The following is a 13,952-nucleotide window of genomic DNA, read 5'->3' as shown; positions in this document are numbered from 1 at the left end:
ATCCATGCCCGAGTATCTGAGCCCCGGGGTCTACATCGAGGAGATCGATGCGGGGCCACGGCCGATCGCGGGGGTGAGCACGAGTACGGCCGGCATGGTCGGGGTGACCGCTCGCGGCCCGTACACCGGCAAGCCCAAACTGGTCACGAACTTCCTTGAGTTCCAGACCGTCTTCGGTGGCTTCCTGCCCGAGCCGGACGCGGGCGTACGGGACGCCTGGGCCAACAACCCGTCCGAAGGCGGACGTTGGTGGCTGTTCCCGTTGGCCGTCAAGGGCTTCTTCGACAACGGCGGCCGGCGGCTCTACATCAAGCGGGTCGCCGGCCAGAACGCGAAACCCGCCTCCGGGGCGCTGGCCCGGGGCCTGGTGAGCCCCATCGCGTCCGACGCCGCGCGCGGCGCGACCAGCCTCCAGCTCGGCCACCTGATCGGCTTCGCCGGGGTCGGCCAGCAGATCGAGATCTTCCGTGGCGACGACCAGCAGACGATCCACACCGCGGTGGTCGCCGACTACGACATGACCGCCCGCCGGATCGAGTTGGAGACGGCGCTGCCCGCCGAGGTCAGGACGGCCCGCGGGGACTACGTCCAGGTCGGGCAGCGCGACGCGGAAGAGACGCTGCGGCTGTCCGCGGTGAGCCCGGGTTCGTGGGGTGGCGGCGTCCAGGTCCGGGTCCAGCCGATGATCGGCGCGTCGCTGCCGGTGCTGCCCGATCCGCAGGAGGGCGCGCTGTTCATCACGCGCCTGGTCGCGGACGCGGACACGGACAGCGAAACCGTCGAGGTGGCCGCGGCGAACGGGCTCGACCCCGACGACCTGCCGGCCGACGTGTGGGTGCAGATCGGCCCCCGCCGGTTCAAGGTCCAGGCGAGCCAGCCGGCCGACGGCAAGGTGACGTTGACCCTCCCGGCGGGCACGACCCACGCGGAGTGGGAGACCGGGCTCACGGTGCGCCGCGTGCGCCGGGGCAACACCGCGGCCGGACCGACCGTGCGGGTCGGCGGCGCGAGCAGGCTGTACGAGGGCGCGGTCGTCCAGGTCGACGACGGCACCGCCCTGACCGCCCTGACCGTCCAGTCGGTCGCCCAGGACACCGTCACGCTCGACCGGAACGTGCCCGGAACGCTCTTCGAGACCGACCGGATCCATCTGGTCGAGGCCGAGGTCAGCACCCGGTTCACGGACACGGCAGGGGCCGCGGCCACCGAGACGTTCCCCAACCTCCGGCTCACCGGCGACAATCCGGCGAACGTGACGACCGCCCTGCAGAGCCGGTCGCAGCTCGTGCGGGCCACGGCACTGTCCGGCCTGTCCACCGATCCCACGCGGTTCCCGGTGCCCGCGACGGGCTCCTGGCTGACGCTGGCCGACGGCGACGACGCGTACGACAGCCTCAGCGTGGCCGACTTCGTCGGCACCGACGGCGGCAGCGGCCGGCGTACCGGAATCGTCGCGCTGGAGGACATCGACGAGGTGGCCGTCTGCGCGGTGCCCGGCATGTGGTCCGGCACCGTCGAATCGGCCCTCGTCACCCACTGCGAACTGCTCAGGGACCGGTTCGCGATCCTCGATCCGCGCGACGGCCTCGACATCGAGGGCATCCAGGCGTTCCGCGAGCCCTTCGACACCAAGTACGCGGCGCTCTACTACCCGTGGCTGGTCACCCGCGACCCGTCCACCAACACTGACGTCGAGGTACCGCCGTCCGGCCACATGGCCGGGATCTACGCGCGGGTCGACGTGGAGCGGGGCGTGCACAAGGCACCGGCCAACGTCGTCATCCGCGGCATCCGGCAGACCGACGGCATCGCCCAGGACATCACCAAACGCCATCAGGACCTGCTCAACCCCAAGGGGATCAACGCACTGCGGTTCTTCCCCGGCCTCGGCCACCGGGTGTGGGGCGCGCGCACGCTGTCCTCGGACACCTCGTGGAAGTACATCAACGTCCGGCGGCTCTTCCTCTTCCTGGAGGAGTCGATCGACGAGGGCACCCAGTGGGTGGTCTTCGAGCCCAACGACGAGTCGCTGTGGGCCCTGGTCCGCCAGACGGTCACCAACTTCCTCACCACGGTCTGGCGCAGCGGCGCGCTCAACGGAACCACCGCCGACGAGGCGTTCTTCGTCGCCTGCGACCGCACCACGATGACCGACGACGACCTGGCCAACGGCCGGCTCATCTGTGTCATCGGTGTCGCGCCGGTCTTCCCTGCGGAGTTCGTGATCTTCCGGATCCAGCAGAAGACCCGCGAGACCCAGCTCGCCTGAGCACCCGACCGAGCCCGAGCACCCGACTGAGGAGCGGCCACCATGCCACCCGTGACCAGGGAAGATCCCTACGCGTCATACAACTTCCAGATCATCGTGACCAACGTCAGCGACGACGGCGTCGCGGTGAGCGGAGCCTTCACCGAGATGAGCGGTCTGGAGCTGGAGATCCCGCCGATCGAGTACCGCAACGGCAGCGAGGACATCACCGTCCGCAAGATCCCGGGACTGAAGAAGTTCACCAACCTCACCTTCAAGCGCGGCATCACCGGTCACGTCGGCTTCTGGAACTGGGTGGTCGAGGCCCTCAACGGCAAAGTGCGCCGCGCCTCCGGCTCGATCGTGCTGCTCGACGAGAACCGCCAGGAAGCCATGCGCTGGAACTTCGACCGGGGCTGGCCGACCAAGTACACCGGCCCGACGCTCAGCGCGACCAAGAACGAGATCGCCATGGAGACGCTCGTCCTGGCGGTCGAGAAGCTGGAGATCGACGTCTGACATGACCAGTGAAGCGCTTCCCGGCGTATCCCTGACGCTCGCGCCACGCGGCCCGGAACCGGAGCCGCTGCGCACGGACGTGGCGGCGTTCCTCGGCCGGTTCCGCCGTGGTCCGGTGGGCACACCGGTGCGGGTGGAGAGCTGGAACGACGTGGTGGACGCCTTCGGGCCGCCACCGCCGGAGGGCGCCTTCGCCACGCCGTACGCACTGCGCGGCTTCTTCGAGAACGGCGGCCGTACGGCCTGGGCGCTCCGGGTGTCCGGGCCGGCCGTCACCGCCCGTGCCGTGTGGACGGTGGGGGACATCGGCGGATTCGCGGCCACGCGCTACCGGGTGGTCGCCACCAGCCCGGGCGCCTGGGCCAACGGCGTGCGCGTCGCCATCCGCCACCAGGCCAGTACCGTCGCCGGACCGCCGACGGTGAGCCTGCGGGTCACGGTGCCCGGCGAGGCGCCCGAGACCTTCTCCGGCCTGCCGCCCGCCGGCGTGGCCGACCTGGTGACCGGGTCCCGCTACATCCGGCTGGTCCCCGACGGACCCGCACCGGCCCCCGGCCGGCCCGGCCCGATCTCGACGTCCTGGTCCCTGACGCTCGCGGGCGGTACCGACACCCCGCCGGCCCGCCAGGAGTACACGGACGCCGTGACCGTGCAGTCCGAACTCCCGGAACCGGCCCTGGTGGCACTGCCCGACCTGGGCACGGACCTGTCCGGGACCGTGCACACCGACATGGTTCTGGAACTGCTGGGGACCGTGTTTCCGCTCCTCGACCGCCTGGTCGTCCTGGACGTCCCGCCCCGGCTGGCCTCCGTCGACGCCACGGTGGAGTGGGTGGAGTCACTGACCGCGACCGGCGACAGCCAACTGCTGAGCTGCGCGGCCGTCTACCACCCGCTGCTGCGGACCCCCGACGGACCCGCACTGCGCACCGTCCCTGCGTCCGGCCACGTCCTGGGCGTGATCGCCAGGCTCGACGCCGAGCGCGGAGCACACCACACCCCCGCGGGCGCCGTCATCCTGGAGGCGGTCGACCTCGCCGTCGACCTCCCCGAGCCCCAGCAGGTCCGCCTCTTCGACGCGGGCGTCGACCTGATCCGGTGCACCCGGGGCAGGGGACTGATCGTGTGGGGCGGACGCACCCTGTCCGCCGACCCCCGCACCCGCTACATCGCGCACCGCAGACTGCTGCACCTCCTGGTGCGCGCGATCAGGCGGGTGGCGACCCCGCTGGTGTTCGACGTCAACTCGCCCGAGCTGAGGCTGACCCTCGTCCGTGCGATCACCGCCGTACTCCTGGCCGCGTTCCGGGCGGGCGCACTCGCCGGAACGCGACCCGAGCAGGCGTTCCGGGTGGTGTGCGACGACACGAACAACCCGCCGGAGCAGGACCCGGGACAGCTCGTCTGCGAGATCGAGGTCGCCGCCGCCGTGCCCATGGAGTTCATCCGGCTGCGTCTCGTACTCGGCCAGGACCGCGGTCTGGAGGTGATCGAGGCATGAACCAGGACCCGTTGCCGAAGTACCGATTCCTGGTGACGCTCGACCTCGGCGACGCCTATCTGCCGCCCGCGCAGGCGCAGTTGCTGCCGCTGGTCGCCGCGGGAGCGTTCCAGGAGGTCGCCGGGCTCGGCGCGCAGCTGGAGGTGACGAGCTACTCGGAGGGCGGCCGCAACGACTCCGTCCACCAACTGCCGCTGCGCCACTCGTGGAACCGGATCACCCTCAAACGCGGAGTGGTACGCGACTTCGGCCTGTGGGCCTGGTACCAGGCCGGACTCGCCGACTCCCTCGGCGCCCGCCGCGACGGCGCGGTGATCCTGCTCGCCCCGGACGGGACGCCCGGCGCGGCCTGGGCGTTCCACGGCGGGCTCGCCGCCAAGTGGAGCGGACCGGACCTGCACGCAGAACAGAACGCGGTCGCCATCGAGTCACTGGAGATCGCACACGAGGGGCTGACCAGAGTCGAGCAGGACATCGCGGCGAACGTCCTGCCGCCACAGAGCCAAGGGAGGTGACCGGCGTGCCGAAGGTGACGATTCACAACCTCGAAGTCCGGTTCCAGGTGGAGGGCGACGACGGCGCCGTGTTCACCCGGCTGTTCAACAAGCACATCCAGGCCTGGGCGAAGCTGTACGAGGACGCCTGCGCCCGCTCGAAGCACACCGAGGCCGAACGCAGCTTCGGCGACGGGGAGGGCCCGCTGTGAGCGTGACGCCCGTGTCCTTCGCCCGGCAGGGCGCCGCCCAGGCCCGCCTGGAGATCGTCCGACCGGTGATCGCCGATGAGCGGCAGCGGCGTATCCCGCTGCGGTTCAACCCCACCGACTACAAGCTCAGCAAGAGCAACACCTTCGCCGAGATCACCATCCCGGGCCTGGAGACACCGCCCCTGCAGTACATACGCGGCGGCACGGAGACGCTCACCGTCCAGGCGCTGGTCGACACCTCCGACACCCTGGACAACGTTCGGACCGCGTACGTCGACGCCCTGCGGAACCTGCTGCGTCCCGACAGTCGCGAACACGCGCCGCCCATCGTCCGGTTCGTGTGGGACGAGGAGGTCTTCACCGGCGTCGTCGAGAAGCTGGACGTCAACTACCAGCTGTTCCGGCCGGACGGGGTGCCGCTGCGGGCCATGCTGGATCTCTCCCTCAAGGAGTACCGCACGGCCGCCGTGCAGGTCGCCGCCGTACCGCGTTCCTCGCCCACGGTGGAGAAGAGCTACGTGGTGCGCCGCGGCGACACCCTCAGCTCCATCTCCACCGCGGTGTACCGGCGCCCCGACGCCTGGCGCGAACTGGCGCGCGCCAACGGGATCGACGATCCGCGGGACCTGCGACCGGGCCGGGTGCTGACCGTGCCCCGGCTGCCGTGAGGAGCGCGCGATGAGCTCTCCCACGCCCGAGGTCGCCTCCCCCGACCGGTACGCGCCCGAGTTCGAGGTGCGCATCGAGGGACTGGAGATGGATCCGTCCACCAAGAACGACATCATCGACATCAAGGTGAACCGGGACATCGACGAGATGTCCGGCTTCGACCTCACGCTGAACAACTGGGACGACCTCAACCTGAGGTTCAAGCACAGCGACTCGCCGAGTTTCCGGCTCGGCTGCCGGGTCTCGGTCCGCCTCGGCTACGCCGACCAGCTGCTCACCGTCGCCACCGGGACCATCTCCACGCTCAGCCCGAAGTTCACCGACGGATCGTCGCCCACCGTCTCGGTCAGCGGTGTCGACGGGCTGTTGCGGCTGAAGGACCGCAAGCCCACCGAGAACGAGACCAAGATCTACCTCGACAAGCGGGACTGGGAGATCGCCCAGGAGATCGCCCAGCGCAACCACCTGCGGATCGAGGTCACCGAGGAGGGCCCGGTCCACGACCGCGTGGTGCAGAAGAACCAGGACGACGCGAGCTTCCTGCTGGAACGTGCCAAGCGGCTCGACTTCGACTGCTACATGCTGCCGGACCCGGTCACCGGCGAGGACAAGCTGTACTTCATCAAACCCACCGACGGCCGGGACGGCCGCCCCATCCGGGTGTACCGGCTGGCCTACGCACCCGGGCTGTCCACCGGCCCCACCGGCCAGCCCGCGGGGCTGATCCCCAACCTGATGGAGTTCACCCCGACGCTGACGGTCTCCCAGCAGGTCAGCAAGGTCACCGTACGAGGCTGGGACCCCCGCACCAAGCAGCCGATCGCGTTCACCGCGACCGCCGAGAACCTCCCGGCCGGACAGAACACCGCCGACGGTCAGAGCGGGCCGCAGGCCGCCGAGTCCGCGGCGCAGGGCCGCCAGGAGGTCATGGTCGACGCACCGGTCACCAGCGACCAGGAGGCCCGCGAACTGGCGATCAGCCTGCTGCGCGAGCGTGCGTACGAGTTCATCACCGCGACCGGCAAGGTGGCTGGCCTGCCCGAACTGAGGCCCGGCGACAACCTGGAGATCTACGGCCTCGGCCGCCGCTTCTCCGGCACGTACTTCGTCAAACGGGTCGAGCACACCCTCAACACCAGTGGTTTCTTCACTCAGTTCACCGGCCGGCGGATCCACCAGGGGGACCAGTGACGACCAGGACCACACCACGGTCCCGCAGCACCGACAAGCGGTTCTACGGTGTCGTCGAAGCGCTCGTCGTGGAGTGCGAGGGCGACGACGAGGGCCGGGTCAAGCTGAAGTTCCCCTGGTTCGACGGGACCACGGTCACCGACTGGTGCCGGGTGAGCCAGCTGTACGCGGGCAACGGCTACGGCTCCGTGTTCGTCCCGGAGAAGGACGACGAGGTGCTCGTCGCCTTCGTCCACGGGGACATGCGGTTCCCCGTCGTCCTGGGCGGTCTCTACAACGGCCAGGACAAGCCGCCGACCGCCCGTACCGACGGACGCGATCAGAAGGTCATCAGGACCAAGCACGGCCACCAGATCCTCTTCGACGACGCAGTCTCCCAGGCCGCCGTACGCGTCACCTCGGCCGCCGGACACGTGGTGGAACTCGACGACCAGGGCAAGGAGATCCGGATCACCGCCGCCGAGGGCGGCAGCGTCACCGTGTCCGCGCAGGGGGAGATCACCCTCAAGGCGCCGAAGGTGACCGTCGACTCCTCCTCCATCGAACTCGGCGCCGGCGCGACCGAACCGCTCGTGCTCGGCAACGCGCTGCTCAAGGCGTTCAACACGCACACCCATCCGTCCTCCGCCGGGCCGACCGGCCCGCCGGCCATACCGCTCACGGCCGACGTACTGGCCAAGAAGGCGAGGACGGCATGAGCGAGGACTTCCTCGGTACGGGCTGGCGGTTTCCGATCCTGCCCGACGAGGCCGGGCGGCTGGGCTACGCCGTCGGTGAGGAGAGCATCGAGCACTGTCTGCGGGCGCTGCTGCTCACCGGCCGCGGCGAGCGCGTGATGCAGCCCGAACTCGGCACCCGCGCACCGGAGTTGGTGTTCGCTCCGGGCAGTGTGCAGAACCTGCGCGACCTGGAGAACTCGATCGCCGAGGCCGTCCGCACCCACGAGCCCAGGGTGGAACTCGACGAGGTCCGTGCGGAGGCCGACCCGGCCGACGAGTCACAGGTCACCGTCTCGGTCGTCTACCGCATCCGGCGCAGCAACACCAAGGCGAACCTGGTGTTCCCGTTCTACGTCGGTCTCACCGGCCCCACGGGGAGCACGCCATGACCCTGCCCGCGCCCACCTTGGACGACCTCACCTGGGCCGACATGATGGCGGCCATCCGCCGCCGGATCCCCGCCGAGTCGGACGGCACCTGGACGCTGCACGCCCCCGTCGACCCGGGCGTCACCCTCCTCGAACTCTTCGCCTATCTCCTCGAACAGCGGCTGTACTGGCTCGACCAGGTGCCGGACGCCCTGGTCGTCGCCATCCTGCGCCTGCTCGGCCTCGACCCGCCTCGACCCGCCCGACCCGCGGCCACGGTGCTGCGGCTGTCCGCGTCGCGGCCGGGCACGGACGTTCCGGTCGTGCCCGCCGGAACGGCGCTGACCCGGGACCAGATGGGAAGTGTCGTCTTCACCCTCGACGACGACGTCACCGTCCTCCCACTCGCCGAGAGCGGCGGGATCACCGTGTGGACCGACCGCGACCGCACGGCGGACCTGCGGGCCCGCAGGGGCGTCGCACTCCTCGCGAGCGACGGCGCGCCGGCCCGGGCCCGGTTCACCCTGCCGCTCACCGGAGAGCACTCCGCACCCGGCCCGATCAGCCTCCTGTTCGAACTGGACGCCTCCGCCGCGTCCGTGGCGTCCTGGCTGCCCACCGCGGTCGCCGACGTCCCACCTCCCGCCGAGCTGACCTGGTCCTGGTTCCGGCCGGACTCCGGCCTCTCGGGTCCGTTCGAGAAGGTCGAGGACGGTACGGCCGGACTGAGGCGCTCCGGAGTCGTCCGCCTGCACCCGCCCGCCGGCTGGTCCACCCAGGAGACCGGCGTGACGGTGTCGACCTCGGCCGCGACCTACGCGGCACCGCCCCGCCTGAGCCGGCTCGCCGTCAACGTCTCCGTCGCCCGCCACCGCCGCAGGTTCACCGCACGGGGCGTCGACCTGGCGGAGCAGATCGCCGGGTGGCTCAAACTCCCCGGCCAGCATCTCGTGCTGCCGGACGCCGCAGGACGTCTCCTCGAAGCGGCCGTGCGCCTGGCCGGCGAGGAGTGGCGGCCGGTGCCGGACTTCACCTTCGGCGCGCCGACCGACCGGATCCATCTGGTCGACCGGACCGAAGGCGCGGTGGTCTTCGGCGACGGACTCACCGGGCGCATCCCCCGGCCGGACCCGGACGCCATCGTCAACTACGTGCTCGGTGGCGGCCGGGAAGGCAACGGCGGCCTGACCGACAACTGGGTCGCGGCCCCGGACACCCCGGCGGACCTCGCGGTCACGGCCGCCAGCCTCGTACGGGCCGAGGGCGGCCAGGACCCCGAGACGGTCACCGCCGCACGACAGCGCGCGGCCGCCTCCCTGGGGGAGGTGACCCGGGCGGTCACCGCGGACGACTTCGTCACCCTCGCCCGTACGACTCCGGGTGTCGCCGTCGCCCGCGCCTACGCGTCCCTCGGGGAGCACGCCGGATTCGCGTGCGACCTGGTGCCCGGCGCGGTGACCGTCCACATCGTCCCGTCGGCGCAACGGACCGACCCCGACCGCGAGGACTTCGTCGCGGCGCCACAGCCCGACCCGGGCATGCTGCGCGCGGTCGCCGCCCGCCTCGACGAGGCCCGGCTGCTCACCTCCGAGGTCTTCGTGCGCGGGCCCCGCTACCGGGACGTGGCGCTCCGCGTCGACCTGTCGGGCGACCCGGCCGACCGCGCTCGCGTGTCCGCCGCGGTCACCTCCGCGCTACGGCGCTTCCTCGACCCGCTCGTCGGCGGCGAGGAGCAGGACGGCTGGCCGTTCGGGGAGGCACTGCGCCCCTCGGCCGTGCTGCGTGCCGCCCAGCGGGCCCTGGGAGACCTCGCGGACGTCGCCGGTGTGGCGATCGGCCTCGACGGGGCCGACCCGGACGAGGACTGCGACGAGGTGCGGCTGCGCGCCGGTGAACTGCCCGTGCTGCGGTCGGTCCGCACCCGGATCGTGCCCGCCGTCGAACCGGGGGAGGGGCTGGAATGACCGGCGACGTGTGGTGGGAGGAGGACGCGCGGACCGAGGGCGACCTCGTACCGGGCCCCGGACCGTCCGGAGTCCAGCCGGAACTGGTCGAGGCGACCCGTGAGGCCGTCCGCACCGATGTACGCGGCCGGATCGCCGGCTACACCCCGGACTGGACCGACCCCGACCGCCAGGACGCCGGGGTGGCGCTCGTACGCCTCTTCGGAACCCAGGCCGAGCCCGTGCTCTCCCGCGTCAACCGGCTGCCGGAGAAGATACTGGCCGAGCACCTGGCCACGGCGGGAGTGCGACGGCGGCCCGCGAGCGCGGCGGCCGCGCTCCTGGAGTTCACCGTGAACCCGCCGGACGGCGCCTCCGTGCTCGTCCCCGCGGGCTTCCAGAGCGCGGCCTCGACGCCGGCGGGCCGGGTCGTCTACGAGACGGACCAGGACCTGTACGCCACCCCGGCCACCCTCGCCGCACTCGCCGCCCAGGAGGGCGGCACGCTGGAGGACCTGCCGCTGGGACCGGCCGGTCCCGGCCGCCCGTTCGCGCCGTTCGGCCGCGACCCGGAACCCGGCAACGGCCTGTGGATCGGCCTCGCGGGAACGGCCGTCCCCCACCCGCGTCTCTCGCTGGGCTTCGTGGTCGCCGCCGCTGCCCCCGCCCCCGCGGACTCCGGCGGCCCGACACCCCTTCCGCTGCCCTCCGCACCCCTGCTGCGCTGGGATGTCCTCGACGGCACCCGGCTCGTGCCCGCCGAACTGGTACGTGACTCCACGGCCGGGCTGAGCGCCGACGGGACCGTGGAACTCCGGGTCCCGCGCTCGTGGGAGCCGGGCAGTCCGCCCGGTTCCCGGCCACGGCCGCTGCTGCGCTGGCTGCGGCTGCAGATCGCGCACGGCGCCTTCGGTGGACCGGCGCCCGTGCTGTCCGGACTGCGGCTGAACACGGTCGCGGCCACCGCCGCCCGCACGATCAGGGACGAGCCGCTGCAGCCGGTCCAGAGCCCGGGGGCGAGCGGCCTGCGGCGGATGACGCTCAGTCAGACCCCCATCCTGGCCGGGTCGGTCGTCATCGAGGTCGATGACGTCACCGGCGGCGACGTGTTCGGCACCACGACCGGCACCACGTCCAGCACGTCCTCCCGCTGGCGGGAGGTGGAGAGCCTGGCCCAGTACGGCGCCGACGACCCGGTGTTCACCGTGGACCACGAGAGCGGCGAGGTGACCTTCGGGGACGGCGTCAACGGCATGGCCGTTCCGCCCGGATTCCGCAACGTACGGGCCGTGCGCTACCGGGTCGGCGGCGGCAGCGCCGGTGCCGTACGCGCCGGTGCCATCAACTCGGTGGTGACCGCGCTGCCGTTCGTCACCGGCGTCAACAACCCCTTCCCGGCCACGGGCGGCGCGGACGCCGAGCCCGACGCGGACGCGATGCGCCGGGGCGTCGGCCAACTGCGCGCCCGGGGGCGGGCCGTGGCACCGGCCGACTACGGCCTCCTCGCCGTGCGCGCGCCCGGCGCGTCGGTGGCCCGCGCCCAGGGCGTGCCCGGCCTGCACCCCGAGTTCGCCGGAGTACCCATCCCCGGCGTCGTGGGAGTCCTCGTCGTACCGCCCGGTGACGACACCGGCGAGGCACCGGTTCCCACCGCCGCCACCCTGCGGGCCGTCACCGAGTTCCTGACCCGCGAGGTCGCCCCCGCCGGGGTCACGGTGGTCGCCGCCCCCGCGTCGTACCGGAGGGTCGCCGTGGAGGCGTGGGTCGTGCTCGACCCGGGCCTCGACCGGGCCACTGTCCTGGCCGGGGCGGGCGACGCGGTGCGCACCTACCTCGATCCGCTCACCGGCGGGGAGAACGGCGCGGGCTGGCCGTTCGGCGGCGCGCTGCGGCACACGGCACTGGTCCGGCGGCTGCTGGCGGCCGACGGCGTCCTGGCCGTCTCCCGGCTCTCGCTCGTCGTCGACGGGATACGGCAGCCGGCCTGCGCCGACCACACGATCCCGCCCCACACCCTCGTCTGGCCGGAACGCCCGCTGCTGATCCCGGTAGGAGACCGGACATGACGTGCACCCCGCACCCCGCCACCTTCCGCCTCCTCGACGCTTACGTCGGCTGGGAGGAGCCCACCGGCGGCGAGCCGGGACGGGAGGGCATCGTCGGGTTCGACGACCCGGCCGGCATCAGGCTGGCCCACAGCGGCCCGGCGCCGGACGGACCCACCAGGGCGCAGTTGCTGCCGTGGTTCCCCGACCGTCGTCTCGCGCCGGGGCACGGTCCGTGCTCCTGGTACCTGCTCGTCCCGGACGGACCGGGCCTGCTGCGCCGCGACGCCTGCACGGGCACGTGGACCGCCGTATGGCCGCCCCGGTGCGACCCCGGCCTGCTGCGCGAACCCGTCTCCGTCGCCGCGTGGGAACACCGGCTGGCCGTGGTGGACGGGGACCGGGTCCTGGTGTGGCGCCGTGAGGGAGCGCAACTCGCCGGTGTGATCAGGGTCGACGAGCCCCGGTGGGCCGCGCTCGCGCCCGGCGACGAGGTCCTCGTGGCCTGCGCGGACGGTACCGACCTGCGCCGGTTCGACTCGACCGGTGCCTTCCGCGGGCTGCTGCGCACCGGCGCGCAAGGAGAGATCGTCGGGCTGCGCACCGGAGCGGGCCGTACGGTCTGGCTGCTCACCGACGACGACGGTCTGCTGAGGATCTACCGGAGTGTCGGCCGAGGGCGCGGGCAGGGCGCGTTCCGCACCGCCACCGTGGACGAACTCGCCGCGGCCCTGCCGCCCTCCGCGCTCGTCTCGGCGGACGAGGACGGGTTCTGTCTGCGGGAGGACGGCCCGGACGGCGCCGTGACCACCTGTCACACCTGGCAGGGACAACCGCGGCAGACCCCACCGACGGCAACGGCACCGTATGTGACCGACGGATTCCTCCTCACCGGCCTGATCGACAGCGGCATCTCACGGTGCCGCTGGCACCGCGTGCGTGTGGACGCCGACGTGCCGACCGGCACGGCGGTCGCGGTCGAGATCGTGGTGTCCGAGGACGGCCGGTACGACGAGACCGACTGGCAGGCCTCGCCCCCCGGGGTCACCGACTTCCTCGTCGACCAGCCGCCCGGCCGCTACCTGCGACTGCGACTGCGGCTGTCCGGCGACGGCGGCGCGACTCCGGTCGTACGCCGGATCCGCCTGGACTTCCCCCGGTCCACCAGTGCCGAACTCCTGCCGCCCGCCTACCGCATGGACCCCGCGGCCGACGATTTCACCGAGCGTTTCCTGTCGCTGTTCGACGCCTCGCTGGCCGACCTCGACCGGGTGATCGAACGGTACCCGGCGCTCCTCGACCCGTCCGGCGTCCCGGACCGGGTGCTGCCGTGGCTGGCCGGACTGCTGGGCCTGTCCTTCGAGACCGGCTGGGACGCCGGGACCCGGCGCGCGCTGCTGGCGGCGGCTCCGGCCCTGTACCGGCGCCGGGGGACCCCATGGGCACTGCGGGAAGCGGTACGCATCGTGTTCGGGGTGAACCCGGTCATCGAAGAGCTGGCGACGGACCGCCGGTGGGCGTGGCTGCGCGAGGCGGTCGGCTCCCAGGAGCCGCAGCAGGCCCAGCAGGCCCAGCAGGCCCAGCAGGCCCAGCAGTCCAAGGGGGCTGGCCTCGGCGCCGTGCGGCTGTTCAGCCGGTCGTCGAGCCGGTTCCGGCTCGACGGCTCGGCGCTGGGCGCGGCGCCCCTGCGGGCGTTCGGGGCGCCGGACACCGACCCGCTCACCGCGCACGCGCACCGGTTCCGTGTGCTCCTTCCCGCCGGAACGGCGGACGAGCAGGCGTTGCGGCGGCTCGTGGAGCGGCAGGCACCGGCACACACGGTGGGCTCGGTACGGACGGGTGGCGCGGGCTTCGTGGTCGGCTCGCGGTCCACGGTCGGTGTGGACACGGCGTTCGTACCACTGCCGCCGCCCGTACTGGGCGGCGAACACCCGCTGCGGCTGGGCCGCGACGGGGTGATCGGACCAGGACCGAGAGGGACGCGCCGAGGAGTGGGTGCGGGAATCGTCTCCGCCGTCGGTGTGCATACGCAGGTGTGGTGAG

The 13,952-nt window shown here is 72.4% G+C and carries 12 protein-coding genes; all 12 read left to right on the top strand.

Going from position 1 to position 13,952, the window contains the following annotated elements:
• Positions 1–4 precede the first annotated feature (4 nt).
• The 12 genes from M2283_RS03675 to M2283_RS03620 are packed head-to-tail and all read left to right on the top strand — an operon-like array spanning position 5 to position 13,951.
• Positions 5–2,269 (top strand): phage tail sheath C-terminal domain-containing protein, encoded by a 2,265-nt coding sequence (locus tag M2283_RS03675; protein WP_280874475.1) that lies wholly within the window; start codon positions 5–7, stop codon positions 2,267–2,269.
• 42 nt (positions 2,270–2,311) lie between these two features.
• Entirely contained in the window at positions 2,312–2,767 is a 456-nt protein-coding gene (locus M2283_RS03670) for a phage tail protein (RefSeq protein WP_280874474.1), read from the top strand.
• A gap of 1 nt (position 2,768) precedes the next feature.
• The gene (locus tag M2283_RS03665) at positions 2,769–4,268 is read left to right on the top strand and encodes a phage tail sheath family protein (RefSeq protein WP_280874473.1); all 1,500 of its coding nucleotides are present in this window, start codon (positions 2,769–2,771) and stop codon (positions 4,266–4,268) included.
• A complete protein-coding gene (locus M2283_RS03660) occupies positions 4,265–4,783 on the top strand; it encodes a phage tail protein (RefSeq protein ID WP_280874472.1) in 519 nt (172 codons plus the stop codon). Before M2283_RS03665 ends, M2283_RS03660 begins: the two co-directional genes overlap by 4 nt.
• 5 nt (positions 4,784–4,788) lie before the next feature.
• A complete protein-coding gene (locus M2283_RS03655) occupies positions 4,789–4,974 on the top strand; it encodes a putative phage tail protein (protein ID WP_280874471.1) in 186 nt (61 codons plus the stop codon).
• Entirely contained in the window at positions 4,971–5,642 is a 672-nt protein-coding gene (locus M2283_RS03650; protein WP_280874470.1) for a CIS tube protein, read from the top strand. The genes M2283_RS03655 and M2283_RS03650 overlap by 4 nt, the downstream gene beginning before the upstream one ends.
• 10 nt (positions 5,643–5,652) lie before the next feature.
• Entirely contained in the window at positions 5,653–6,834 is a 1,182-nt protein-coding gene (locus M2283_RS03645) for a phage late control D family protein (RefSeq protein ID WP_280874469.1), read from the top strand.
• Positions 6,831–7,532 carry a phage baseplate assembly protein V gene (locus M2283_RS03640; protein ID WP_280874468.1) on the top strand — a complete coding sequence of 234 codons (702 nt, stop codon included), beginning with the start codon at positions 6,831–6,833 and terminating at the stop codon, positions 7,530–7,532. The genes M2283_RS03645 and M2283_RS03640 overlap by 4 nt, the downstream gene beginning before the upstream one ends.
• Positions 7,529–7,942: a GPW/gp25 family protein gene (locus tag M2283_RS03635; RefSeq protein WP_280874467.1), complete on the top strand. Its 414-nt coding sequence runs from the start codon at positions 7,529–7,531 to the stop codon at positions 7,940–7,942. The genes M2283_RS03640 and M2283_RS03635 overlap by 4 nt, the downstream gene beginning before the upstream one ends.
• The gene (locus tag M2283_RS03630; protein ID WP_280874466.1) at positions 7,939–9,885 is read left to right on the top strand and encodes a baseplate J/gp47 family protein; all 1,947 of its coding nucleotides are present in this window, start codon (positions 7,939–7,941) and stop codon (positions 9,883–9,885) included. Before M2283_RS03635 ends, M2283_RS03630 begins: the two co-directional genes overlap by 4 nt.
• Entirely contained in the window at positions 9,882–11,930 is a 2,049-nt protein-coding gene (locus M2283_RS03625) for a putative baseplate assembly protein (protein WP_280874465.1), read from the top strand. The genes M2283_RS03630 and M2283_RS03625 overlap by 4 nt, the downstream gene beginning before the upstream one ends.
• Positions 11,927–13,951, top strand: coding sequence for a phage tail protein (locus M2283_RS03620; protein ID WP_280874464.1), 2,025 nt, complete (start codon positions 11,927–11,929; stop codon positions 13,949–13,951). Before M2283_RS03625 ends, M2283_RS03620 begins: the two co-directional genes overlap by 4 nt.
• Position 13,952 lies beyond the last annotated feature (1 nt).

The organism is Streptomyces pseudovenezuelae (assembly GCF_029892565.1).
GTDB classification, from domain to species: Bacteria; Actinomycetota; Actinomycetes; order Streptomycetales; family Streptomycetaceae; genus Streptomyces; species Streptomyces pseudovenezuelae_A.
Note: the sequence above shows the minus strand (reverse complement) of the source record. Positions and strands in the feature narration are given on the sequence as shown.

Bases quoted from the DNA above. Each gene is read 5' to 3' on its own strand.
- M2283_RS03630 (WP_280874466.1), top strand. From the start codon at position 7,939: ATGACCCTGCCCGCGCCCACCTTGGACGACCTCACCTGGGCCGACATG.
- M2283_RS03670 (WP_280874474.1), top strand. From the start codon at position 2,312: ATGCCACCCGTGACCAGGGAAGATCCCTACGCGTCATACAACTTCCAG.
- M2283_RS03625 (WP_280874465.1), top strand. From the start codon at position 9,882: ATGACCGGCGACGTGTGGTGGGAGGAGGACGCGCGGACCGAGGGCGAC.
- M2283_RS03635 (WP_280874467.1), top strand. From the start codon at position 7,529: ATGAGCGAGGACTTCCTCGGTACGGGCTGGCGGTTTCCGATCCTGCCC.
- M2283_RS03645 (WP_280874469.1), top strand. From the start codon at position 5,653: ATGAGCTCTCCCACGCCCGAGGTCGCCTCCCCCGACCGGTACGCGCCC.
- M2283_RS03675 (WP_280874475.1), top strand. From the start codon at position 5: ATGCCCGAGTATCTGAGCCCCGGGGTCTACATCGAGGAGATCGATGCG.
- M2283_RS03620 (WP_280874464.1), top strand. From the start codon at position 11,927: ATGACGTGCACCCCGCACCCCGCCACCTTCCGCCTCCTCGACGCTTAC.
- M2283_RS03665 (WP_280874473.1), top strand. From the start codon at position 2,769: ATGACCAGTGAAGCGCTTCCCGGCGTATCCCTGACGCTCGCGCCACGC.
- M2283_RS03660 (WP_280874472.1), top strand. From the start codon at position 4,265: ATGAACCAGGACCCGTTGCCGAAGTACCGATTCCTGGTGACGCTCGAC.